The following is a 24525-nucleotide window of genomic DNA, read 5'->3' on the forward strand; positions in this document are numbered from 1 at the left end:
TCTAATCGGTCGGTCGGTGTGTCTATTTTTAATTCATAATACCTTAAGACCTTACTCGCGCTTGCCAGCGCTCTTGAAATGATCATTGAAAAAGGTATTTACGATAAAGTCATCGTGACTCGTAATACCCCTGAAATAGCCGAATCTATAGGCTTTTTACCAGGCACAGAAGAAGAGAAAATGGCGCCGTGGCTTGCTGCAATAACAGATACTCTAGAGGTGTTACATAAAGGGGATGAAAACCCAGTATCAAGCCGTAACTATATTATGGAAAAGGCAAATGTGCAGTTTAAGTCAGTCAACTTTATGCGGGGACGGAGCATTCAAAATGCTGTGGTTATTCTCGATGAAAGCCAAAACTTAACAGCATCACAGCTTAAAACCATCATTACCCGCTGCGGTGAAGGTACCAAACTTATTTGCTCAGGTAACCTTGCGCAAATAGACAGTAACTACTTAACCCCTGTAACGTCGGGTTTAACCTATATTGTGGAGCGTTTCAAAGACTTTGAAGGCAGCGCCACAGTTAACTTAAATGGGGTCGTGCGCAGCCGATTAGCTTCTTTTGCAGAAGAAAATTTATAGCTTGCGTCAATTTCCGTGGCTCGATAGTCTAAGAAAATATTATTGGGCCATACAACGGAACATAGGTTGGACTTTTTACCTTTAAAGCATTATTACCGCTCTTTAGCTGTTGCGCTGATAGTTCCCTTATTGGTCGCTTTTGTGCTTTGCTTGCACCTGTATAATATTAAACTAGAGCGCACAATTACCAAGCATCATGCTGATTTTGATAATCTAGCCGCACAACTGAGCTTTCGAATGGAGGCTGCTGAAAGCTTAGTAAAAACGCTGTTAGCACAGTACGAACAACCTTTGTATTATCACTTTGACCAACAATGGTTGAAGGATGTTAATCAGTTTAATGACTATTACTATCGTAAAATTCCTCAACAAGGGGGAGAGATAGTTGGCCAAGGGCGATTTTCTTCCACTCCACAAGCTATTGCTCAATGGCAGCAAGTCATTGCATTAGGACCTGCTTTTAATACTGCGCTTTCGTTAATTAAATCGCTATCAGCAGTCGCTTACGTAAATGAACAAGGTTTTGCTTACGTTAAACGCCGCAATGAAAACACCAGTTTGTTCATTACGCAAATACTAGATAACCAATTTAAGCCCAATTTTCGTGGTGATATGCTCTCTTCAAGTGCTGTGGTTGCTCTAGAAGGGAAAGACTACTTTGCTGTAGGACAACGTCGCTCAGCAACAAGCCGAGATTATGTGATTTTAATTTATGACTTACAGTTAGTGTCAGCCTGGCTTGCAAAAATATCATCAGACAGCGGCGAATATATTTTTATAACTGAGTCCCAGCAAGTTATAGCAAGCTCGACTAAGGCTGTTAAAACCTACAGTCAGTTGAATCAATATTGGCCTATATTAAATACTGATAAAACGCTAGAGAAGCGGTTTAACGATAATAGCTTGGTACTATTTCAGCCGCCGCAGCGTCAACCTGTGTATGCCGGTTTTTATGAGTCTCAGCAGCAGTTAGTATCTCCTATTCGCTATGAAGCTTTTATTGAATTTATATTTTTGAGCGTATTTTTAATTATGATGTTTAGCGGCATTTTTTGGCTAAGTCGCCGCATTTTTGTCAAACCTATCACTCACTTAATGGCGTATCTTGAACAGAGCGAAGAGTATTATTCTGACTCTTTAGATTATCAAGTTCCTGTTAATTGGCAGCCTTGGTTTGGCCGAATAAAAGCAGTCTTTAATAAGAATAAGCAACTAGTTAATTCATTGCAACAGTCTAACTTAGCACTTGATAACCAAATTAAAATTAAAACCAAAGAATTAGCTCGAAGTTACGAAGCAAAAGAGCGACATTTAGCCCTGTTAAATACTATGCTAAACAGTGTTCCTGATTTGATTTATTTTAAAAATATTGATGGCTCTTTTTTAGGCTGTAATCGTGCTTACGAGCAATATATTGGTGTTGAGCAAGGGCAGTTAGTTGGATTGCAGTTGTGTGATATTAGTGATGATAGTAGTCATCTTATAGAGCTGGAACGCCAAGTTTTAAAAAGCCGCTCAAAAGCGGAGTTGCGTATAGAAAGTGGTGAAAAACTATTTCGCCTGTCAATAGCCCCTTTTTATAATGAACAAAACCACTTACTTGGTACCATGGGAGTAGGCCGCGATATTACCGTACAGCAGGAGGCTTTAACGGCATTAAAAGCGTCAGAGTCAAAGTTTCGTAGCGCCATCGAGTATGCTGCCAATGCTGTTGTATTGTTGTCTTTAGAACATACTATTTTACAATTAAATAAAGCTGCAAGGCATTTATTTAAAATAGATAAACATCAACACTCACAATTATTTAGTTCTTTTTTTTCGCCAGCACAATGGCAAGAGATAGAGTCTCTACTTGGATTACTATTGACAGAAAAAAAGAAGGTGTATCACCTTACGCTTGCTCAGCAGCAATCAAATTGCTGGTGGCAATTGAGTGTGTCCTTAGTGTGGGATGAACAACGAGCTCCTTATTATTACGTTTTTCATATTCAAGATGTGAGTGCCTTAACGCAAGCTAAACAGAATGCTGAACGAGCAACACAAGCGAAAAGCCGCTTTATTGCTAATTTAAGTCACGAAATACGCACACCACTTAATGCAGTAACGGGCTTGATTGATATGATCGCCCAACAAGGTCTATCGCCACAGCAGGGGCTTCATGCATCTCAAGCAAAGCAATCTGCCCAAAATTTATTGACAATGCTTAATCGAATGCTGGATTTTGCTCGTATAGAAAGTAATCAAGTTCAGCTTGAGTTAGTCGATTTTAGTTTAGTGGATCTGGTTGATAGCTGTGAGAGTCTGTTATTGAGTTTATGCCCACATAAAGGCTTGTGGTTTAATATTGAAGTCGATCCCACTATTCCAGTCTACCTAGCTGGAGATTTCATACGCTTACAGCAAGTGATTGGTAATTTACTGACAAACGCAGTGAAGTTTACAGAGTGCGGTGGTGTCACCCTAAAAATTGAAAAATCGCAACATGCAGAAAACGATTCTGAGGCTATTACTTTTCGTATTATTGATACCGGAATAGGTATTGAAAAAAATGATCAAAAACGTTTGTTTGATGCCTTTACTCAAGGTGATGAATCGTTAACACGTAAGCATCAGGGGGTCGGGCTTGGCCTAGCAATCGTCAAGTATGAGCTTGATTTAATGGGATCCGAGATAGAGCTGATAAGTAGAAAAAATAAGGGGAGCGAGTTTTACTTTACTATCTCATTTAGCGAAGTAAGCGATAAAAAAGAACATAATTTTGATTGGCGAAACACTATTGTTATTGCATCAGAAGCTGATCAAAAGCAACTTGAGCCAACTATGCGTGTGGTTATGACAAAGCCTAGATTCAGAACCCTTGCGCAAATAATCCCATGGTTCAATGAAGCACCCCATAATAACTTTATTGTAAATGACAGTGATTTGGATCTATTACTGTCAGAGAAAACTACAAAAGACATTTTAAATAAGCGCCAAACAAAAATATTTGTTATCAAAACTAACAATGCTGCTTTGAATAAGCACATTAATAATTTGAATATTAGCTACGTTAGCAGGTCCGCATTAGCGCAGCGTTTATTAGTTGAAGCCAGTAATACACAACAACAAAATCAAGTTATTACGCAAGCAAAGACTGATTTAAGTGGCTTATTGGTACTGGTAATAGATGATAATCAGCTTAATCTGGATATTATGTGCAACGTGCTGGCTCAAGCCGGTATTAATGCGTTAGTAGCGAACAGTGCATTGAAGGGCATTAATTTAATTGAAAAAATTATGCCTGATTTAATTTTAATGGATATACAAATGCCTGAAGTCGATGGCCTGCAAGCCGCTAAGATATTGAGAAAGAAATATAGCTCACAACAATTACCTATTTTTGCGCTTACTGCTCATTGTGAAAAAGAAGATGAAGAACGCTCGTTTGCTGCAGGGATGAATAAACATCTGACAAAACCAATCGTTGCACACACTTTATTACAAGCAATTAGTGAGGTTGAGATACTTCCCTCAGCTTTCTTTGATCGAACCTTTGCATTATCCCAGTTTGCAGGTGATAATGATTTGCTATTAGTAATGGTTGATAAATTAGCTGAATTATGTAAAACACAGCTTGATAAGTTAAAAGTCGAACAGCAGCCTGAAACTGTGGAACGTTTAGTGCATAGCATAAAAGGCGTATCAGGAAACTTAGGTTTTATTAGACTATCCTTAATTGCACAACAGCTTGAGGTTGCAATACGCAGCTCGAAAAATATAGCACCGCAACTTTTTAACCAACTTATAATTGAATTAGAGCAAGTTATTGCTTTTATTCAAATACAAGGAACAGCAGATGTTGAAGAAAGCGAAAGTACTGATCGTAGATGATGATCCATTAAACCGATTAGTACTTGAAAAAACGTTAGCCGATGAACATGAAGTTTTCCTCGTTGAGAGCGGTGAAAAAGCGCTAACATTTTTAAAAACGACAACAGTTGATCTAATTATCCTTGATATAGTTATGCCAGGCATTAATGGTTATGAAGTTTTAGTACAGCTCAAAGAAAACCCTGTTACACAAACCATTCCGGTTATTTTTATTTCTGCAAACACTAGCCATGATGATGAAGCCAAAGGCTTTGAATTAGGTGCAATGGACTACATAGCGAAACCTTTTAGTACGGTAATTGTACGAGCAAGGGTTCGTAATCAATTATTAATTAAGCAGAAAAATGACTTACTTGAGATGCTTGCTTCGATAGATGGCTTAACTGAGATCCCAAATAGACGTTATCTTGACGAAAATTTATCAAGAGAGTGGCGTCGAAGCCGTCGAAGCTCAACACCATTGTCGGTTATTCTTATGGATATTGACCACTTCAAGCGCTTCAACGATTGCTACGGGCATAGAGCGGGAGATGACTGTTTAAAGCGCGTTGCTCATGCATTAGTAGGGGAATGTCAGCGTGGGTGTGATTTTGTAGCCCGTTATGGCGGAGAAGAATTTGCTGCGGTATTACCGGGTATGGGCAAGCAAGAAGCATTGGCGTTTGCCAATAAGTTACGTGATGCGGTAAATTCGCTAAATATTCCTCATAAAGCATCGCTGAATGCGGAGCATGTAACGATAAGCTTAGGTATTGCAACGACTGAGACAGGGCAAGTTTACGCTGAGCAAGTGTTACTTGAAGAGGCTGATTTGGGGCTATATCAAGCGAAAGATTCAGGGCGAGATCAAATCGTCGCCCGTACAGTGTCTGCGTCAAGATAATGGGCTTTACTGACCTCTGAGTGATAGATAGATGGTATCACCGATACCAATTAGCTTATCATTTTCAAATACTAAGGGTGTACATTCATCTTTAGTCATTTTTCCATCAGAGTGAATACTGTGAGTCGCGTAAAATATGACTTGGTATACATTACCATCTTTTTTTAGTAACTCAGTAAAGTTAGGCGTCTGCAAGCGATTTAATACAACTTGATAATGGGTATCTAACGCTAAATTAGCAATCGTTTCGCGATTGTTTTTGTGTTGTTTTTGCCAACTCGTTGATGAGTCACCAGCCCAATGGGTTTGTGCTTCACCATCTGATACAGCTATGACACAACCAGTAAGGAGGGGCGCGCTAAGTGCTGCAATCAACATCAAATTTTTCATTTTATTATTCCTAAGTTCTAATGAATTGTGAAATTATTAGCTTAGTAATAGCAAATAGTTGGCCAGCTTTTTAAGTTTTTATAATCAATGGGTTATATTTTTTTAGGTTTTTGGGGTTATTAATTTCACTCTGGTTTTAGTGTTAATAACCAAAAAGTTGCAAATTAAACCAACCTGTTTCGACTCTCACCTTGAGCAAACGCAGTGATATTTAAACTCACTTGACTGACTAAGCGCTTAATCGACTCTTCACTCGCCCAGGCTATATGGGGAGTTAAAATTAAGTTAGCACCGGTATAATTCACAAGCGGGTTATCTTCAGCTGCCGGTTCTTTTGTTAAAACATCAAACCCAGCTCCAGCAATCTGATTTTTGCTCAACGCGTGAGCTAATTGGGCTTCGTTAACAATCCCGCCACGGGCTGTGTTTATTAACACTGCATTTGGTTTCATCATCAAAAGCTCTGGGGCACTAATTAGATCGCGGCTTTCATCGGTAAGTGGGCAATGAATACTGATGATGTCAGCTTGTCTGATTGCATCAGTAAATTCAGTTCTACCTTTTCGTGGAACTTGGCCTTTGCGTTCACATAGGATCACATTAGCGCCAAATGCTTTTGCTACATTTGCAACCGCTTTACCTAGAGAGCCATAGCCAATGATGACAAAGTTTTTATCAGCAATTTCGTTAATGGTGTAATCAAGCCTGCAAAACATAGCACTTTTTTGCCACATGCCTTGTTGAGTGTCGTTAATATAACGATGAGTGTTGCCAAGTAAGTTTGTTATTAATGTAAAAGTATGTTGAACAACTGAAGCCGTGGAATAGTCAGCCACATTGGTCACAGCGATTCCGAGTTCTTTTGCGGCATTAAGGTCAATATTATTGGTGCCAGTAGCCGCTACACAGATAAGCTTTAATTGAGGTAGTTGTGATAGTGTATTGCGATTAAGTATGACTTTATTGGTAATTAATACTTGAGCATCTTTGCTATGGGAAAGTACTTGGTCTGCATTAGTCAAAGTGTAGTGTTTAAAGTTACCAAGTTGTTCAAAAGGCGCTAATGAAGTGTTTGCCAAAGTGGCTGAATCGAGCAGGGTAATGTTCATGTATTTCCTTAATTAAATTTAAATGCTTGACCTTAGTGTGTACTCTAAGGTTTATACTGGGCATCAGTTAACAAACACTCATTGGAGAGCATAATGAAAATAGGTGAAGTTGCAGCTCAACTTAGTGTATCTACAGATACCTTACGTTACTATGAAAAGCATGGTTTGTTAATGCCTTCGAGACGAACAGAGGCAGGGTATAGAGATTATAGTCTGTCAGATTTAAAACAAATGCGGTTTATCTTACGTGCTAAAGATGTCGGTTTTAGCTTGACCGAAATTAAAGATCTACTGGCTATTAAACTTTATAAGCATCAGCATTCATGTCACGAAGTTAAAAGCTTAACTATACAAAAACGTGATTTGGTGGCTCAGAGAGTCGCTGAACTTACTCGCTTTCATCAATCATTGTCAGTATTAGCTGAAAAATGTTGTGGTGGTGAAGAGCTCGCTGATAACTGTTCTATTTTAACGACCCTGGAGGATATAGATGGACTTACTCAATAATTTTTGGCAGCTATTTTTACTTTCTGCTCCTTGGTTGATGCTTGGTTTATTAATCGCTGGGTTATTAAATGTGTATTTGCCCGCCAACTTTTTAAATAAGCATTTAGGTAAAGAAGGATTTTGGACCACAGTAAAAGCAGCCTTAATAGGCGCTCCCATGCCTTTGTGCTCGTGTGGAGTAATACCTGCTGCCATAGGTTTACGCCGAGCTGGTGCTTCAAAAAGTGCAACCACTGCATTTTTAGTCTCTACACCTGAAACGGGTGTTGACTCTGTATCTGTGTCATATGTACTTCTAGGACCATTTATGGCTATCATTCGGCCTATTGCGGCAATTTCTAGTGCCATTGTTGCTGGGGTTTTAGTTGGGCGCGATGCTCTTAAAAGTGATAATAAGCATGAAGATGCAAAGTTATCACAACATCAAGCGACGAGTTGTTGCCCTGCTGATGAGACCGAAATTGCTGCAACATCATGCTGCACTAGTAAAAAGCCACCCTTAGCAGCTGAAGAAAGTTGCTGCTCAAATGAAAAACAACAGCCGAATAAGACCGCGTGCAGTTCTGATGTTAAATCTGAAACAACTAAATCGGCTAGCTGCTGCGCAAGTGAACAACTTGAAAAGCCTACCCAATGGCAAAAAGTAGGGCAGGCGGTTACGTTTAGCTGTAATAAGTTGCTCTCAGATACCATGGTGTGGTTGATGATTGGTTTATTCTTTGCCGCCCTAGTACAAACTTATGTACCTGAGTCGTTTTTAACGCAGTGGGGCAGTGGCATTTTAGCGATGACAGTGGTCATTTTAATTAGCATCCCTATGTATATTTGTGCCACAGCATCCACCCCAATAGCGGCAGGTTTATTGCTCAGTGGCGTGGCTCCAGGTGCTGTACTAGTGTTTATGCTCGCTGGACCTGCTACGAATGTTGCAACCTTGGGGGTTGTCGCCAAAGAGCTTGGTACACGAGCTGTGTTTGCTTATTTAACCTCAGTGATTGGTGTGGCAATAGCGTTCGGATTTTTAACTGACTTTTTAGTTGCTGAGTTTGGTTTTGTCGTTAGCCCTTTAATGGGTGAAGAGCATGAAATACTACCACATTGGTTCAGTATGATTTGTGGGCTAATTTTAATGGCATTAATGCTACGCTTGGTTATTATCGCAGTGCGGGACAGGGCTGCAGCAACTGGTAAGAGCATTGCGTAATGTAATGTTATGATTGTGTTTTTTTAATGGTGTGTGCATTAAGTAACGCTTTCACTTCATCTACTTAGTTCGCATTTTTGCTTGCCTGAGTTATAATCGGCGATAGAATATAAACGGTACGTACTTTACGTGCCGTTTTTTTAACTTTATAGATGCAGTAATGAGTGAATTAGTGGATAAGTACGCCGATATAAGACCTTATAATGACGATGAAGTAGCCGCTTCGGTTGCACGCTTGATTAATGACAATGCATTTATAGATGTGTTAGCTAAATATAACTTACCGCGATTTATATCCGCCATTCCATTTTTTTCGCGCTTTTTAGTAAGGCATCAATTACAAAAAAAGTGGGGGAATATCAGCTCAGTTGAACAAGTTCAGCAAGAAGTTGCTAAATACCTTAGCTTGTTAGTTAAGCGTACTACATCAGAAGTTACGTTTTCAGGGCTTGATCAACTAGATCCTAATCAAGCTTATTTATTTATTTCTAATCACCGAGATATTGTGCTTGATCCTGCATTAGTGAATTGGGGTCTCTTTAGCCATAAAATGAAAACGGTACGTATTGCTATTGGTGATAACTTATTGCAAATTCCATACATTACAGAGCTAATGCGTTTGAATAAAAGCTTTATTGTTAAGCGATCAGCCAAAGCTCCAAAAGAAATGTTCAAAGCACTTTCACAGTTATCTGCTTACATTTATGACTCATTAATTGAAGGGAACTCAATCTGGATTGCGCAAAAAGAAGGGCGTGCTAAAGATGGTTTCGATCAAACAGATCCGGCTTTATTAAAAATGTTACAGCTGCAAGGCCGTAAGCAAAAGAAAGAGTTTGCTGACTATGTTAGGGAATTAAAAATTGTACCTGTGTCGATTTCTTATCAATATGAGCCTTGTGCTTTAGCAAAAGCGAAAGAGCTGTATCATAAGCAGCAGCATGGTAAGTATGTGAAGTCAGCAGGTGAAGATATTGCCAGCATTGTTGAAGGTTTTAGTGTCGCTAAAGGGCATGTGCATTTAGCTTTTGGCCAACCAGTTGAATCTGGATGTGATTCACCTGAGCAATTAGCAAAGACAATAGATCAGCAAATTGTTGACTCATTCTTTTTGCATCCAGGAAATTATATTGCTGGTGGCTGTAAGCAAGCGGTGATTGATAAAAAAGACGCTAAAGCATTTGAACAGCGCATGGCTAATGTTCCACCGGAGCTTAAGCCTTTAGTCACTGCTATGTATGCAAAACCATTTCATCGTAAAGCTGAAATAAATAATGATGAAAGTTGAGATAAAAGTGTTTTAAAGAAAGTCGCATTGATTGCGGCTTTTTTTTTGTTGAAAAAACGGGCTATACTCAAAGAAGTGTTGAGTAAACAGCGTAGCATTAATGCAACAAATTGAAATATTTGAAATTCCTAGCCCCTGCAAAAGTATATGCGAAGTAAATAATCGGGGATATTGCAAAGGTTGCTATCGCAGCCGTGAAGAGCGCTTTGCATGGAACTCATTTTCAAACGCAGAAAAAAAGAAGGTCATAAGTCTTTGCCAACAGCGTTATAAACGTTATTTACAAAAACAGCACAGTGTAGCTGATAAACCTCAGCACCCGGAGCAAGGTGGGTTTGATTTTTAATCTAAACTGTATTTTGCTCTCAAAAGCTGCACAGTACCATCTTTGTGTAACCGTATGAGCTCAGCTTCTAGTTTAGGTATTAAGGCACTGTGGCGTTTATGTAAAAAATGAAAGCTTTGGATGGGCACTAAAACTTCTGTTTGAAATGCTGATGTGTCAAAATTAGGGTGCTTAGTGTGCAGTATAAAATCTAGCAACACTAAACCACTTACCTTTTTTTGCGTTAGCAAATTTAGCTGTGCTGTAACGCTCTTTACCCGGACAACGTTGCCAATAAAAGGGGTGTTATCTAAATATTCTTGTGCCGCAGGGTAACCTGCTTGTATTGCGATGCTATCTAGCTGTTCAAAACTGCATTGGAGGCAGTTTTTTAATAAAACTAAGTTAAACTCAAATAATGGGAAATTAACTATTTTCAGATTCTTATATTGCTTTGCTATTGAGCTAATACGACCTAATTGGCCATCCAAAGTACCATAATTTGCAGCAGTTAATGCACTTTGATGATTAAAATCGATGATATGCATCTTGTAGCCAAGCTGATTGTAAGCCTTTGACATTAAATCGATAACATATTTTGCTTGCGGAGTATCAGCAGGACGGTTAAACAGTAGATGTTGATTGCTTGCCTTGCTCGTTACAGGTAGGAGTAAGCTTGTTAGAAAAAGAATAAGAAGCAGTTTATTCAATAGCTTGTTTCCAATATGGGACTGGGATTACCTCTAATTTACTTATAAATCATACATAGTGCAAGGGTAGTCGGGACTACTTTACTTACAAAAACAAAATGTTTGATATACTTAAGACTAATGTATTGTTCTGGAAATAGTTGGAAGTTATGTCATACAACTTATGCTCACTGCCTCGTGAGCAAAAATATCAAATTCAACTCGATTATGAAGCCTCATTTTGGGCATACCAAATCAAGCGTGGTAAAAATACGCGTGAGAACGTGTACAGCACTATTAATAGTCGCCCTGTTGCAGAGCAAGCATTTTTGAAACAACAATTTGAACAGTATCTTGCATTAATGCAGAGCTAATTTGTGATTCGAATAGTGTGTTTAGAGCCTATTAAAACGCCTTTAGTAAATAAGTTTTACAATAAGTATGGGGCGAGAGGGCGTGCAACTAAACAAGATATTATATGGGTGGTTTATGCTGAGTTAGAAATAATTGCTGCGTGCCGCATTCAACGCCGTGATGGCTATTTATTTTTATCTACATTATTGGTTGCCCCTCGCTGGCGAAAGCAAGGAATTGCTAAAAAGTTACTCCTATCGCTCCTATTACAACAGCAAGAGGCTGTTTTTACTTTTGCATACCAAAGTTTAATTGATTTTTATCGCTCAATTGGGTTTAACTATGTGTTAACATTACCGCTACCTATATCGACACTTTTTAGAGTCTATGAGCGGCGGAATATCGTTGCTTTACAGTGTCTGCCTGAATACACAAAATAATAATTGGGATATTACATGGGTAACTGGTTAAGAATTTTTATTTTTGCGGTGTTAGCCAGCTGCACTGTAATAACTGCTCAGATAAATGCCAAAGTAAAGCGCTTATCACCAAGTGAAGGTTTATCGCAAAGTTACGTCAGTAAGATGTTAATTGATAATAATGGTTACCTTTGGTTGGCTACAGAAGGTGGCTTAAATCGGTATGACGGCTATCAAGTACTACACATTTCCGGGCCTAATGGTGAGCTTAATGAAGTCATAATAGATCGCATTTACCAAGACCCCGAAGGCAATATATGGATAGCCTCGTTATTAGCGGGTTTATTTCGTTATGATCCTGTTACTGATAGCTACCAGCAATTTTTATCAAAACCAATCAGTGAAGAACAGATTCTGAGTCAATCAGTGTTCAGCATGGTGGCCTCGGATGATAAATCACTTTGGATAGGGCGAGGCTGGGATTTTGCTCGGTTAGATATCGAAAGTGGTGTCATCGAAACCATATTTGAGTTGCCAGAGCGTACTCGAAGCACCGTCATTAGAGATTTGTTTTATCATCAAGGGTATATTTTTATTGCTACAAGTAGTGGTGCCTATGTTTATCATGTGAGTACTGGGCAATATAGACCGCTTGAACACCTTAGCACTGAACCTGAACATATATATCAAAACTATATTAAGTCATTTGCCCTCGGTGAGAATAATAAACTGCTTGTTGGTGCGGTACGTGGTTTGTATGAAGTTGATATAAGTAATTTACCAAGTATGTTCGAACGACCTGATACCCCCTTTAAAAATACCACTTTATTACCGAATTTAAATATTTGGAAAATCATTAATGAACAAGGTGTTTATGATATAGGTACGGATAAAGGGCTGTTTAAGTACGATGCAACTACAGGGGAATTAGTTAAAAATACCCGTATCCAAGAAAGTGAATATGCACTCTCAGATACCAGTATTATCGATATAGTAAAAGATAAAAATGGAGCTATGTGGGTTGCGACCAAAAGCGATGGTGCATTTTATTTGCCACTCGATAATTATCACTTTGAAAACCTAGATGCGAGTAAAATAACTGGTGATGGTTTGTCGCACCCATCTATTTGGGGGATAACCGAGTATGAAGAACGTGTTTGGTTGGCAACACATAACGGCCTCACTGCCGTTGATTTAACAACACTTGAAAGTGAGGTGTTTTTAAAAGATTATCAAGTAGATTTATTTACCACTGAATTTAGTATTTATAAAATAACACCGTATAAAAATAAGCTTTGGTTACATACTAATCGCGGGGTGTTTAGCTTTGACCCACATAGTTATGAGATATTACCCGCCAAAGTTCGAGACCCAGGTCAGCAACATCTAATTGATGGTTGGGTACATGGCTCGGTGTTGATGCCAAATGGACAGCTGTTTTATGTCCATCCAGAATATGGCATGTTCATTTACAACATCGATACGCAAATGATTACCCCTTTAGTGGGTGAATTTGAGCAATTCGAGCCATTTTTAGCGTACGGCTTTTTACCCCCTTTATCGACCATGCCCGATTCACCATTATTTTATAATTCAGGTGTACTTTATCATGTTAACCCTGATACTTATGCTTTAACTAAAATTTATACTCTGCCAGAGCAACATGAAAATGTAGCGGTTAACGTAATGTCGTATGTTGTTGATAAAAATAATGTATTATGGATTTCATTATCTAACTTTGGACTGATAGGTCTTGATGCAACTAGCTATAAACTTCTACATACTATTGATTTAGATAAAAATAAATTAGGGACATTGCTTTACGACATGGTACTTGATGAATCTGGTATGATTTGGATGAGTAGCCATAAAGGAATTTGGCGTTTAAACCCTGAAAATAAGCATTTTCAGCAATTTACTACCTCCGAAGGTGTTGTATCAACTGAGTTCAATAGTGGCGCGTTTACCCGTTTAAAAACTGGCCAAATTGTCTATGGCACATTAAAAGGGTTTACTTATTTTTATCCTAAAGATAATAGCCCTAAGCATGGACTCATCAAGCATGTAAATGTAACCAGTATCGATATTATGTCTCGTGAATTAGCGGTTGATTTAAAACAGCCAATTGAGAGAGTGATTTTAGAGCACGATGATATAGGACTTGAAGTTGCTTTTTCAGCTATGGCATTTAATTATCAAGAACGGATTATTTATGAATATCAGCTATCAGGTGGGCAAAAATCATACACCCGCAATAATAATCGTGTACTCTTTCCTAAGTTGAATCCAGGAGAATACCAGTTAAAAATTTGGGCAAAAGATCCGTTAACAGGTGACGTTACTCACCCCGCAACGCTAGATATAGAAGTAAAATACCCGCTTTGGCGCTCTCCAATATTTATGGTGCTTTACGTATTGCTATTTTTAGCTATTGTGACTGTGTGGGTGATGCGTCGAAATCGAATACAGCAAATATTGCTGGCAGCTCATAGAGAAAGCCAAGAAAGTGAAGCTAGATTAAAGCTTGCGTTAGAAGGAAGTCATTCAGGGGTATGGGATTGGCAGTCATCAAGTCCAATCATTTATCAGCCACGATTAAAAAATGAGTTGGACTATGATATTGATACGGTTAATTTAGATGATTACCTTGCAAAAATACACCCTCAGGACAAGCAAAAATTCCGCCTAGAGTGGCTTGAGTTTTTATCAACAGAGAAAGGTTACTTCAATTGTACCTACCGTTTACGGCATAAAGCCGGGAATTGGCGCTGGTATAAAGACTTTGGCAAAGTTGTTGCTTGGCAAGGAGGAACGCCAGAGAAAGTCGCGGGCACATACACCAATATGACCCGAGAACTCGTTTTTGAAGAGCATGCGCGTTTATTTGGTGCGGCTTTTGAACAAACTCGTGACTGGGTGTTTATACTCGATAAAAACTTACGTATTTTAGCTACAAATCAATCTTTGCAAACGGCCTTTAATTTTGCCGCGGATTTTCATTCGAGTCGCTCACTAAAGCTCGGAATGAGCCGTACAGCGCGTATGAACTATCTGCGTATTATGAGAAATCAACAAGTCGGTGAACACTATAGTGCACAGGACACGGTGCGATTAGCAAATGGTGAATTACGTCATGTATTGATAAAAATAAGCGCGGTAGCAGGAAATGATAACCGACTCGAAAGTTACGTGGTTATTCTAACGGATATTCATGCACAAAAAATGGCTGAGAGTGAGTTGTTTTTATTGGCTAATTACGATGGCCTTACTGGGTTACCTAATAGAACCCTATTTAATGACCGTGTTGTACATGCATTAGAGCAAGCAGAGTCTCATAGCAGCAAAGTTGCATTATTAAATATTAATATTAAGCGTTTTAAATACTTTAATGACTCACTTGGACATGAAGCTGCAGATACTATTATTAAAATGGTCGCAAAACGAATTAAGTCACGGTTACGTATAAATGACAGCATTGCTCGGTTCAATGGTGATGAGTTTATGTTGTTAGTCGAGGATGTAGGGCAGATTGAAGAAGTTGTATTACTGTGTGCTAAAATAATGAACAGCGTTAACGAAGGGATTATTCTGACTCAGCAAACTGTTAATGTCAGCCTAAGCATCGGTGTGGCGCTTTACCCGGATGATGCATCGACAAGCACAAACCTGGTTAAAGCAGCTGATGTTGCTTTATACCATGCTAAAAAGAGTGCAGAGGGCAGTTATCAGTTTTATAAACAAGAAATGAATCAACATGTACAACGAGCTCTACACTTAGAATCTCAAATAAATAAGGCTTATAAAGAGCATGAGTTTTGCAACCATTATCAGCCCATAGTGAATGCAAAAGAGCAAAAAGTAGAGGGATTCGAAGTGTTATTGCGTTGGCCGGATAACACGGTAAACAACCCTCAAGAATTTGCATTAGTTGCTGAAAGCATAGGTTTAATCACAAAAATTATGCTACAAACATTGTCACGAGCATTAATAGAGTTGAAGCAGTGGCAGCTAATTACGCCTGATTTATATGTATCAATCAACCTCTCAGCATTAGATTTTGAATATCAAGGACTAGTTGAAGAGGTTAATACTGCTTTGCGCACTGCGGGAGTACGCCCTGACACTGTGGTGTTTGAGATCACTGAGTCGGTACTAATGGATGACTCCGCGTACGCATTAAAGAGTATGACGAGATTAAAGCAGCTTGGTTGTCGGCTCTATATGGATGACTTTGGCACTGGTTATGCGTCTTTTACTTATTTAAAACGTTTCCCTATTGATGTATTGAAAATAGATCGAAGTTTTGTCACTGACATTGGGGTTGATAATGGCGATGAAGCGATTATCGAATCCACTTTGACATTGGCAAAGAGTTTAGGGAAGGAGTGTGTTGCAGAAGGCGTCGAGACTAAACAACAGCTTACTTTTTTGCGTGCACTTGGGTGTAATATGTTCCAAGGGTATCTATTTAGTAAGCCTATCCCTGGTGATGACGTAACAGCATTATTGGCGAAGGATTGGAGCTCTGTTTTAGAAAGTGACTAGACGCTATAGTAAATTATCATAGCGTTATGGCCCTTACTTATTAAATCTAGCTAGCCCCTAATCTTGCCTAGCACCACAATGACGACAATATAAGTGTTGGCTGCGAGCGTTTAGTTGCTTTTTTATTATTTTATTCGCTTCTTGCTTATTTAAGCCTAATTTAATTCGCAGAGTTTCTAAGTGCTCGAGCTGATCGTCATCTAATTGCCCATCATGAAGGCTTTCGTGAACCGCATCGTTAAAATGTAAACGGCGTTTGCGTAACTGTTCAGAGAAGCTAGAGGCGAGTAAACCAGTAGGAATAGCCACCATGCCCATACTTAGTAACGTGATCACTCCACCAAAGAAACGTCCGAGGGATGTTACGGGTACAACATCGCCATAACCTACCGTGGTGAGTGTAGCCATCGCCCACCACATGGCCGCAGGAATGGAGCCAAACTTATCTGGTTGAATATCATGTTCGATGAGGTAAATGCCACAGGAAGCTAAAATAAGTACTACAGCCATTATAAAAAAAGCAGCCATCAGGGAGCTACTTTCGTCCCGAAACGATTTTAGTAATAATTGCATTGCGCGGGAGTAACGAGTTAATTTGAATACGCGTAGCAATCTGAATACTCTTAAGAAGCGTAAATCAAAAGCAATAAAGAACATTAATAGGGTCGGCAAGATAGCAAGTAAATCGATTAGCGCTAAAGGAGAAAATATATATTTAAGACGGCGTTTTAAGTTCCCCGTTTTTATGCTTTTGTACTCAGCGCGATCAACACAAGACCATAAGCGCAGGATATATTCAATAGCAAAAATACTGACTGATGCGATTTCCAACATTAAAAATTCGTAAGTATAAGTTTGCGCAAGGCTCGCGATGGATTCCAGCACAATAGCAACTACGTTTACCATAATTAATGTGATTAAAAATATATCTATAATGTGTCCGGCTTTGGTGTATTCTCCATGTCCTTCAAGTAATAGAGCTGTACGTTTTCTTAAAGTGTTCAAAGTCGTATCCGTATTAAGTCTATTTGGTTAATTTAAGTAGCATGTTTATGCTACCTTCTTCAAAATCCCGGCTAATTTTAAAACCTAATTTACGAGCAAGCTCTATCATTCCGGTATTTTCAGGTAAGGTGATCCCTTCAATAAATTGCACTCCTTGGCTTTGGCAATACTCGATAGCAGCACGCATTAACATACCGCCTAGCCCGAGGCCTTGGCAATTAGAGCGAACAACAATGGCAAATTCTGCACGAATTTTATCTGGATCCATCAACACTCTAGAAACCCCTAAGGTAAGTTGTTGACCTTGTTGTTCCTGGGTCACAATAAAGGCCATTTCACGGTCATAATCAATTTGCGTCATCTTAGCCAGTTGATCATGGTTAAACTGAGGTAGCTCACCAAAAAATCGTTTGTAGCGGTCTTCTTTTGTGAGTGATTGATCAAATGCTTTGTGTGCTTGCTCATCCTCAGGCTTAATTGGTCTTAAAATAGCGAGACTTTTATTTTTTAGTGTTACGCTTTTCACAAGCTCGATAGGATAAGGGCGAATTGATAAACGTTTGCGGTTACTTTGAATTTGATAACGGCTTAGGGTCATCGTGGCATCAAGTACCAAAAATTGCCCGTTACTCGCCAGTATTGGGTTTAATTCAACAGATGTAATATCCGGTTGATCAATAACTAACTGTGAGATCCGAGTTAATAAAGCGCATAAACGGTATTTATCAACTTTTTCTGGCAAAACACGGTCTTTTAATACGCCTTTATCATGCGCTGCAGCAACTAGGTATTTAGCTAAGTTCATATTTAATGGCGGTAGGGCGACAGCTGATTGAGCAAATTCAAGCCCCGTTCCAGCTTCACCGAGCAAGATAACAGGACCAAAATTTGGTTCAGTTTTAATGGCGATACGTAGCTCATTAGCTCCTGCGCGCGGTGCCATTTTTTGCAGCGAAAACCCTTCAATTATCGCATCTGGGTAGGTATTTTTAATTCGTAGCAACATAGCAAATGCTGTTTGCTCAACTTCTTGTGCATCATTGAGGTTTAATACAACGCCACCAACCTCTGATTTAGAAGGAATGCTTGGGCTAATCAATTTAAGCGCAACCGGAAACCCTAACTCGATTGCTTGCTCTTTTGCTTCGGTCGGAGTATATGCTACTTCGGTTTGAATACACTCAATACCGTAATGAGTCAGTATTTGGCTCGCTTGATGAGTTGAAAGATAGCTTTGTTGCTCGGCTAAAAACTCATTAACAAGTTCTTTAGCGCCAAATTTATTAATTTTTGCATCATCAGTATTTGACTCTGGCGTTTGTGTTAGATGCTTTTGATTTCTACGGTAACTCACTAAATGCATAAATGCTCTGACAGCGCCTTCGGGAGTGCGATAAGTAGGAATGGCAAAGTTACTGCAGAGCTTTCTAGCCGCATAAGCTGCATCTTCACCCATAAAATTGGTAATCACATATGGGCGCGCCATTTTAGGGAGTTTACTGAGTGTTTGCGCTATAATGTGTGCATATTCTTCACTCGGTGCAATCGCAGAGGGAGTGTGAATGATTAGTAAGTTTTTAACTTCTTTAGCGTGCAGTAATATTTCGAGTGCTTGCTTATAGCGCGCCGGCGATGAATCTCCAAAAATATCAACCGGATTTGAAGTCATATCTGATTGCGGAATAACTTTATTAAGGGCAGCGCGCGTTTCGTCACTAAGTTGTGCTAATTTACCAGAGCTTTGCAATAAGCTGTCTACAGCCATAACTCCTGGGCCGCCACCATTAGTTAAGATAGTCAGTTGTTCTACTTGTAGCAGTTTAGGGTGCATTGCTAGCGTTTGAGTTGCAGCAAATAACTCCGTTAAATCACTTACCCTCAGCATACCCGCACGCTGAAATAAGGCGTCGTAAACAGCGTCGGAGCTTTGCTTACCACCAGTGTGTATTTCTGCAGCGAGTGCGCCAGCGGCAGTTTTTCCTGTCTTTATTGCAATGACTGGTTTGCTAAATGCAGCGGCACGCGCGGCTGATATAAAATTGCGAATATTCTCGATATTATCTATATACAATAAAATCGCTTTGGTTTTAGCATCGCGTCCTAAAAAGTCCAGTAGTTCAGCAAAACCGATATCTAAACAGTCACCCACTGAGACAAAATAAGAAAAGCCAATTTCTTTGTTTTTCGCCCAGTCTAGTATAGTTGAACACACGGCAGCTGACTGAGATACAAAGGCTATTTTTCCAGGTGTTGTTACCGTATGAGAAAAGCTGGCGTTCAAGCCGATATGAGGGATTAACAAACCTAGGCAATTTGGTCCAAGTAATGACACGTTTGCTTCTTTAGCTGCGTGTTGCAGTGCGTTTTTTTGATCTACATTGAGTCCTGCCGCGATGACTACAGCATTTTTGCAACCAAATTCGCCCAGTTCCGTAATTATTGATGTAACTGTATGTTTATTGGTGCAAATTACAGCTAAATCAGGCACTTTAGGTAAAGCAGCAATAGAGGAATAAGCTAATACGCCATGCACCGCTTTATGTGTCGGACTGACGGGCATGATAGGGCCGTTAAAACCACCTTGGAGCAAGTTTCGCATTACAATAAAGCCTGCGCGAGATGGATTATTTGATGCACCTATAACGGCAACTGAAGTAGGGTTAAAAAATTGACTAATGCGCTTTACACTCATGGCTTTTCCTTCGCTGTAAAGTGGCGGTTAAGGTGAAACACTTAAACTCTACCATTTAAATTTCAATCTAACACTTATTAGTACTAGTTTTCGAGTACTTAAGTAGATCTATATCAAGGAATAAACATGATCAACACAAAAGCTTCCCATATCGTAATCGCTGCGATAGCCATATCGATTGGCCTACTCGGGTTAGGTTTGATCCTTAAAAGTGCTGCGCTTGATGTGAAAAGCATGGAGCGGACAGTTGAAGTGAAGGGGCTTGCTGAAATGGAAGTGCCTGCAGATACTGTCATTTGGCCGCTGCAATTTAGTGATGCAGACAATAACCTTGAAAAGTTGGTTGAGCGTATTGAGCGAAAAAATAATGCTGTTACTGCATTTCTAAAGTTACATGGTTTTGATGACGATGAAATAAGTCGCGGTGCACAATCGATTGTTGATAAACAAGCTCGTGAATACTCCAGTGATAATCAGCAGTTTCGTTATATTGCCCGTGCTAATATAACCGTATACTCATCACAGCCTAGTAAAGTACAAAATGCGCTTGCACATGTCGGGAAATTAGCTAAACAAGGCATCGCGATAGTTCAAGATAGCTACGAGACTCGTATTGAATACTTATTTACTGGGCTCAATGATGTTAAGCCTGTAATGGTGCAAGAAGCCACTGAAAAGGCACGGGAAGTAGCAATTAAGTTTGCAAAAGATTCACAATCTAAATTAGGCAAAATTAAATCAGCTCGACAGGGTCAGTTTAGTATTTCAAATAGAGATTCAAACACACCACAACTAAAAAAAGTACGTGTGGTAACCACCATTGAATACTATTTATCGGACTAAATAGCTTTCAAGCTGATGTGTTTTACAACGTAAATAAGCACTTGCCAGTAAAATAGTGTATTCATTGAGAGTGTTATGAAGTGTGTTTTTTAGCGCGACTAAGGCTTTTAAAAAAGCAGTGGTGTTGACCTCTTTATTTTGTGTTAACTCTACTTCCATTAAAGCGAGCAGCGCTGAAAACTCATGTTTAGGCAAACTAGTTTGGCTAAGGTTACAGGTTATATAACTAGCCACCGGTGTCAGTGCTTGATTATTATACTGCGTTAATGCCAATAATAGAGTCTCGTTACTTTCAAATAACATGAGCGAGCGCACATAATTAAATGGCAGTTTTTCACCATCGCAGCGGCTAAATAAACTGTGTATGACATTATTTTTTGTATCATTTTGTAGGGCAAAACCCTTATTGAATTTAAGCCCTGGAGTAAAAAAGCTTAGTTGATCTGTCTCTTTGAATTGATTTATCAAAAGTTTGGGGAGAGGGTGATGAGTTAAAATACGGGTCGCAACATTTTGTAAGTAGCTGTATTTTACATCCATCCTTTGTGCACTTTGATATAAGAGAAGTAACTGCATGCTTTGCTGCTGCGCAGATAATTTAGGAAAGTCATCAACAATGGACTGTAATTGATGTTGCTGTAATTGCTGAGTGAGTTGATTTATACATTCATCCATTGTGATTCCCTCATAACCTTTTTAATCTATCCTAACTTAAATCACTTACGGGTCAAGCCAAGCCTGCTAATAGTGATTAAATTATTCTGAAGCAAGATTTTGCGCTCAAATTAGTATAAAATCTCGCCCCACAGCTTTTCAGGTGGTTAACTTAGTCTTGCTTAGACTACACTTGATTGAACTACTTACACTGGGGTTTCTATTATGTCTGATAAGACTTACATCACGGCGCAACAATTACTTGAAGATTCTTTTCGCGTTGCAGCACAAGTTTACCAAGACGGTTTCCGTCCTGACTTTATAATTGGTATTTGGCGTGGTGGTGCTCCAATTGGTATTGCAGTGCAAGAATACTATGACTACAAAGGTATAGAAACGGATCATATTGCAGTGCGTACTTCTTCGTATTACGGTATTAATCAACAGTCAAAAGAAATCAAAGTTCATGGCTTACATTACATTATTGAAAAAGCTAATGCGGGTGATTCTTTACTGATTGTTGATGATGTTTTTGATTCAGGCCGTAGTATTTTCGCTCTGAAAGAAAAGCTTTCTGAGCTTATGCGTTTAAACTTACCTAAAGATATTCGTGTTGCATGCCCATACTATAAGCCTAAGAATACCAAGGTTGATATGAAACCTGATTACTACATTCATGAATCAGATGAGTGGTTAGTATTCCCACATGAGCTTTCAGGGCTAACGCCTGATGAGATCATCGAAGGTAAGACTGATCTTGCAAAGATCCATGACATATTGCTCGATAAGTAATTCTAATACATTTACAAATTAAGCTAGTTCTATCGTGAGCTAGATTAAACTTCGAGTTAGTAATAAAAAAGGCCTGTTAAGGCCTTTTTTATTACTTATGAGTTAGCAAACTTACTCATTATTACTTATACGTTTCAAACGCTTCTTTTAAGCGTGCAAGATGAGCATAAACATAGCTACTAGACATACGATCTTGGTTTAAGAAAGTCTTATCAAGGTCAATAGAAGAAGTCGGTGTTGTTGCACTTGTAGTGTTAATCAGGTTTACATCATTACCAACTACAGTGCTTACAGTTTGACTCCAGCTATTATCACCTTTTATTTGCCAGTCACCGGCAGTCATATCTTTGCGAGGAGATAGTGGAACACTAAAAGCAAGCCCCACTTTCTGAACGTCGGTGTTACTGTAAATTAGTGATAGGTTTGCATCACCAAACCAAAATTTAGCCTCAAGTTTATAACCATTATCATCATTCCAGAATCGGCCACCAGTGATATGGAATGAAAGATCTTGTTCTGCCCATAAATAACGGTAACTAGCAAGTGCATAGTCGCGCTTACGTGTATCATAATCTTTATATTCTAGAACAGCGAACTTGGCTTTAAGCTTATGGCGGCCTGCCGGGCTTAGCCAAGCAGTTTCATTCGTTAAACCTATGTAGTCGAAGTAATCCTGAAATAGTCCGAACTGAGTTTGATTATAGAAGCCGTAAGGTAGAGCAAAAGTTTGATAAGCTACCGCTCTAGTTAGCCCCGTTTCCTTCCTACGAGAGCTAAAAGCTTCTCCTTTCTCAAAATCATCACTATCAGTAACATGTACTTGTCCAGTTAAGTTGATCCCTGCACCTTTCCAAATAGGTATGTTTAAATCAGCTTGTACTGCGAGTGAATAGTCCCAAACGCCAAGCTCTGTGGCATAGTGTGCTGCATAAGAAGGGGAAAATGTTACTCTAGGTACTAGGTATGGACTGGAGTTTTCTGTTGATTCAGCCCATATGATGTTTGTTTCTTCTTTATTAGAGAACTGGTTACTTATTTGCAAATCAGGGGTAATATTTTCTTCTAAAAAGCGTTGGTAATTATCTATTTTACCCTTGACTTGAAGCAGTGCAGTATCGAGTTTAGATAAACGAACAATAAACTCATTGTCTTGTTCGGTGAAATGCTCAGTAATTCGACCAATAACCAAACCAATGGCATCTATTTCATTGCGGTTAAATACAGAGTTTTCGAATTCAACAATAATGTTATTTGCCTCGCTGATACCGACACGAATATTTTCGAAACCATCATTTATTAAGCTATTCTGAAGGCTATCAAGCTGATAGTTCTTATTATTCCCGTAAGAAATCGATTTTGTGACATTCTTCGCATTGCTAATTTGATTTGCCGAGGGTGTTTGCTGTGCTGGCGATGCATTTATATTAGAAGGTAGTGTTGTTACCGTTGCTTTACTTTTAATGTTTGTCGAGGTTGCTGCTATATCTTGAACGGGTCTTGGCGCAGGTTTTAGTTTAGTATAGTTTGCTTGCGCTTCATCGCTTAGTGGAATATTTACATTAACTCCCCAATAATTATCTTTTTCAGAAAGGTCTGTATTTGAATATAATCGGCTATTTATTGATATTGAAGCAAAATTGTAAAGGTATTTTTTAGGAATCGTTATTCTGGCGCCCATATTAAATGCTTCAGCATCATGCTCAGCTAAAATACTTAGCCAAGACAAAGGCTGATATTCAATACCTGCAAACGCCCCGTCTAGCTGCCCTGTTAGTGTATCTGAGTGACTAACTCCAGCACTGAAACGAAAATCCCACCATTCTTTAGATGCAACAAGGTAGTAGGCCTCATAATTGTTTGCTGCCCCGCCAATATCTTTAGCACCTAGGGCAATGCTAAACCAGTCTTCAGGGATATAAGGTAATTGATATTTAGCATTAAAGGAAAGATCCCTAATTTGGCCTTTATTTTCATAGCTAAATAAATTGTCATTCATACTCGAAGCAGTAATTCTGCCCGCAACTTCTAAATTTTCAAGTAAACCAGCTGAGAAAGTGAAATTATGACCATCAGCGTAGCTGCCTTTATTCTCTAGTTGGTTGGTATAGCCAATATTAGCTTCACCAGCTTTTAAAACCTCAGCAGATGGGGTGTTAAATAGACCTGTAAATCCATTGTAAGCTACTTCATGAGTAATGCTTTGTTCTGTCGCAGATAATGAAGTTGTAGAAAGTACGCAAACCGTTGCGAAAGCTGTTTTATTGTTTATCACGTTATCAACCAAGTAGTTTAAATGTATAGCTTTAAATCCATAAAGCACAGTGCCCATAATGTAGCAATAAACTTTTAGAACCGAAAGTAGAATGTAAAT

At 39.0% G+C, this 24525-nt stretch carries 18 protein-coding genes and 1 pseudogene; 12 read left to right on the plus strand and 7 right to left on the minus strand.

Annotated features, from left to right (window positions below; translation table 11 throughout):
- Positions 1–45: 45 nt before the first annotated feature.
- From QMA12_RS08055 to QMA12_RS08065, 3 genes and pseudogenes are all read left to right on the plus strand, one after another.
- A pseudogene (locus QMA12_RS08055) lies at positions 46–585 on the plus strand (PhoH family protein); the annotation flags it as partial.
- A 66-nt stretch (positions 586–651) separates the two neighbouring features.
- Positions 652–4455: an ATP-binding protein gene (locus QMA12_RS08060; RefSeq protein WP_290209167.1), complete on the plus strand. Its 3804-nt coding sequence runs from the start codon at positions 652–654 to the stop codon at positions 4453–4455.
- A complete protein-coding gene (locus tag QMA12_RS08065; protein WP_290209168.1) occupies positions 4421–5338 on the plus strand; it encodes a diguanylate cyclase in 918 nt (305 codons plus the stop codon). The genes QMA12_RS08060 and QMA12_RS08065 overlap by 35 nt, the downstream gene beginning before the upstream one ends.
- Before the next feature lie 6 nt (positions 5339–5344).
- Here the strand turns inward: QMA12_RS08065 and QMA12_RS08070 are convergent, their stop codons facing one another.
- Together QMA12_RS08070 and QMA12_RS08075 are read right to left on the minus strand one after the other, a co-directional pair.
- Complete coding sequence (locus QMA12_RS08070) at positions 5345–5728, minus strand: DUF3192 domain-containing protein (RefSeq protein ID WP_087533529.1); 384 nt, start codon at positions 5726–5728, stop codon at positions 5345–5347.
- 164 nt (positions 5729–5892) lie between these two features.
- On the minus strand, positions 5893–6837 hold the full coding sequence (locus QMA12_RS08075) for a D-2-hydroxyacid dehydrogenase (RefSeq protein WP_290209170.1): 945 nt from the start codon (positions 6835–6837) through the stop codon (positions 5893–5895).
- A gap of 93 nt (positions 6838–6930) precedes the next feature.
- On the opposite strand from QMA12_RS08075, the gene zntR reads away from it, so the two are divergent.
- The 4 genes from zntR to QMA12_RS08095 all read left to right on the plus strand — a co-directional run bounded on the left by zntR (position 6931) and on the right by QMA12_RS08095 (position 10182).
- Positions 6931–7344, plus strand: coding sequence for a Zn(2+)-responsive transcriptional regulator (gene zntR / locus QMA12_RS08080; protein ID WP_290209172.1), 414 nt, complete (start codon positions 6931–6933; stop codon positions 7342–7344).
- Positions 7328–8548 carry an SO_0444 family Cu/Zn efflux transporter gene (locus QMA12_RS08085; RefSeq protein WP_290209173.1) on the plus strand — a complete coding sequence of 407 codons (1221 nt, stop codon included), beginning with the start codon at positions 7328–7330 and terminating at the stop codon, positions 8546–8548. Before zntR ends, QMA12_RS08085 begins: the two co-directional genes overlap by 17 nt.
- Before the next feature lie 160 nt (positions 8549–8708).
- Positions 8709–9836, plus strand: coding sequence for a 1-acyl-sn-glycerol-3-phosphate acyltransferase (locus QMA12_RS08090; RefSeq protein WP_290209175.1), 1128 nt, complete (start codon positions 8709–8711; stop codon positions 9834–9836).
- Positions 9837–9936: 100 nt separating this feature from the next.
- Positions 9937–10182 (plus strand): DUF1289 domain-containing protein, encoded by a 246-nt coding sequence (locus tag QMA12_RS08095; protein ID WP_087533534.1) that lies wholly within the window; start codon positions 9937–9939, stop codon positions 10180–10182.
- Here QMA12_RS08095 and QMA12_RS08100 read toward each other — a convergent pair.
- Positions 10179–10871, minus strand: coding sequence for a transporter substrate-binding domain-containing protein (locus QMA12_RS08100; RefSeq protein WP_290209177.1), 693 nt, complete (start codon positions 10869–10871; stop codon positions 10179–10181). The two genes, QMA12_RS08095 and QMA12_RS08100, sit on opposite strands and share 4 nt — an antisense overlap.
- Positions 10872–11020: 149 nt before the next feature.
- Between QMA12_RS08100 and QMA12_RS08105 the strand changes: the two genes are divergently transcribed.
- Genes QMA12_RS08105 through QMA12_RS08115 form a run of 3 tightly spaced genes read left to right on the plus strand, consistent with a single transcriptional unit; the run spans position 11021 to position 16168 of the window.
- Positions 11021–11224: a DUF3283 family protein gene (locus QMA12_RS08105; RefSeq protein ID WP_087533547.1), complete on the plus strand. Its 204-nt coding sequence runs from the start codon at positions 11021–11023 to the stop codon at positions 11222–11224.
- 3 nt (positions 11225–11227) lie between these two features.
- The gene (locus QMA12_RS08110) at positions 11228–11644 is read left to right on the plus strand and encodes a GNAT family N-acetyltransferase (RefSeq protein WP_087533535.1); all 417 of its coding nucleotides are present in this window, start codon (positions 11228–11230) and stop codon (positions 11642–11644) included.
- A 15-nt stretch (positions 11645–11659) separates the two neighbouring features.
- Positions 11660–16168, plus strand: a complete 4509-nt coding sequence (locus QMA12_RS08115) for an EAL domain-containing protein (protein WP_290209182.1) — start codon at positions 11660–11662, stop codon at positions 16166–16168.
- A 57-nt stretch (positions 16169–16225) separates the two neighbouring features.
- Here QMA12_RS08115 and QMA12_RS08120 read toward each other — a convergent pair whose 3' ends face one another.
- Positions 16226–17173 carry an ion transporter gene (locus tag QMA12_RS08120; protein ID WP_087533537.1) on the minus strand — a complete coding sequence of 316 codons (948 nt, stop codon included), beginning with the start codon at positions 17171–17173 and terminating at the stop codon, positions 16226–16228.
- A 19-nt stretch (positions 17174–17192) separates the two neighbouring features.
- Positions 17193–19865: a bifunctional acetate--CoA ligase family protein/GNAT family N-acetyltransferase gene (locus tag QMA12_RS08125; RefSeq protein ID WP_290209185.1), complete on the minus strand. Its 2673-nt coding sequence runs from the start codon at positions 19863–19865 to the stop codon at positions 17193–17195.
- Between the two features lie 126 nt (positions 19866–19991).
- Here QMA12_RS08125 and QMA12_RS08130 point away from each other — a divergent pair, with 126 nt between their 5' ends.
- Complete coding sequence (locus tag QMA12_RS08130) at positions 19992–20708, plus strand: SIMPL domain-containing protein (RefSeq protein WP_290209186.1); 717 nt, start codon at positions 19992–19994, stop codon at positions 20706–20708.
- Here QMA12_RS08130 and QMA12_RS08135 read toward each other — a convergent pair.
- Complete coding sequence (locus QMA12_RS08135; protein ID WP_290209187.1) at positions 20697–21383, minus strand: hypothetical protein; 687 nt, start codon at positions 21381–21383, stop codon at positions 20697–20699. The two genes, QMA12_RS08130 and QMA12_RS08135, sit on opposite strands and share 12 nt — an antisense overlap.
- 204 nt (positions 21384–21587) lie before the next feature.
- Here QMA12_RS08135 and QMA12_RS08140 point away from each other — a divergent pair, with 204 nt between their 5' ends.
- Entirely contained in the window at positions 21588–22154 is a 567-nt protein-coding gene (locus QMA12_RS08140) for a phosphoribosyltransferase family protein (RefSeq protein ID WP_087533541.1), read from the plus strand.
- A 121-nt stretch (positions 22155–22275) separates the two neighbouring features.
- Here the strand turns inward: QMA12_RS08140 and QMA12_RS08145 are convergent, their stop codons facing one another.
- Positions 22276–24426 carry a YjbH domain-containing protein gene (locus QMA12_RS08145; RefSeq protein ID WP_290209189.1) on the minus strand — a complete coding sequence of 717 codons (2151 nt, stop codon included), beginning with the start codon at positions 24424–24426 and terminating at the stop codon, positions 22276–22278.
- Positions 24427–24525: the final 99 nt, after the last annotated feature.

It is taken from the genome of Pseudoalteromonas sp. APC 3893 (assembly GCF_030408095.1).
Taxonomy (GTDB): domain Bacteria; phylum Pseudomonadota; class Gammaproteobacteria; order Enterobacterales; family Alteromonadaceae; genus Pseudoalteromonas.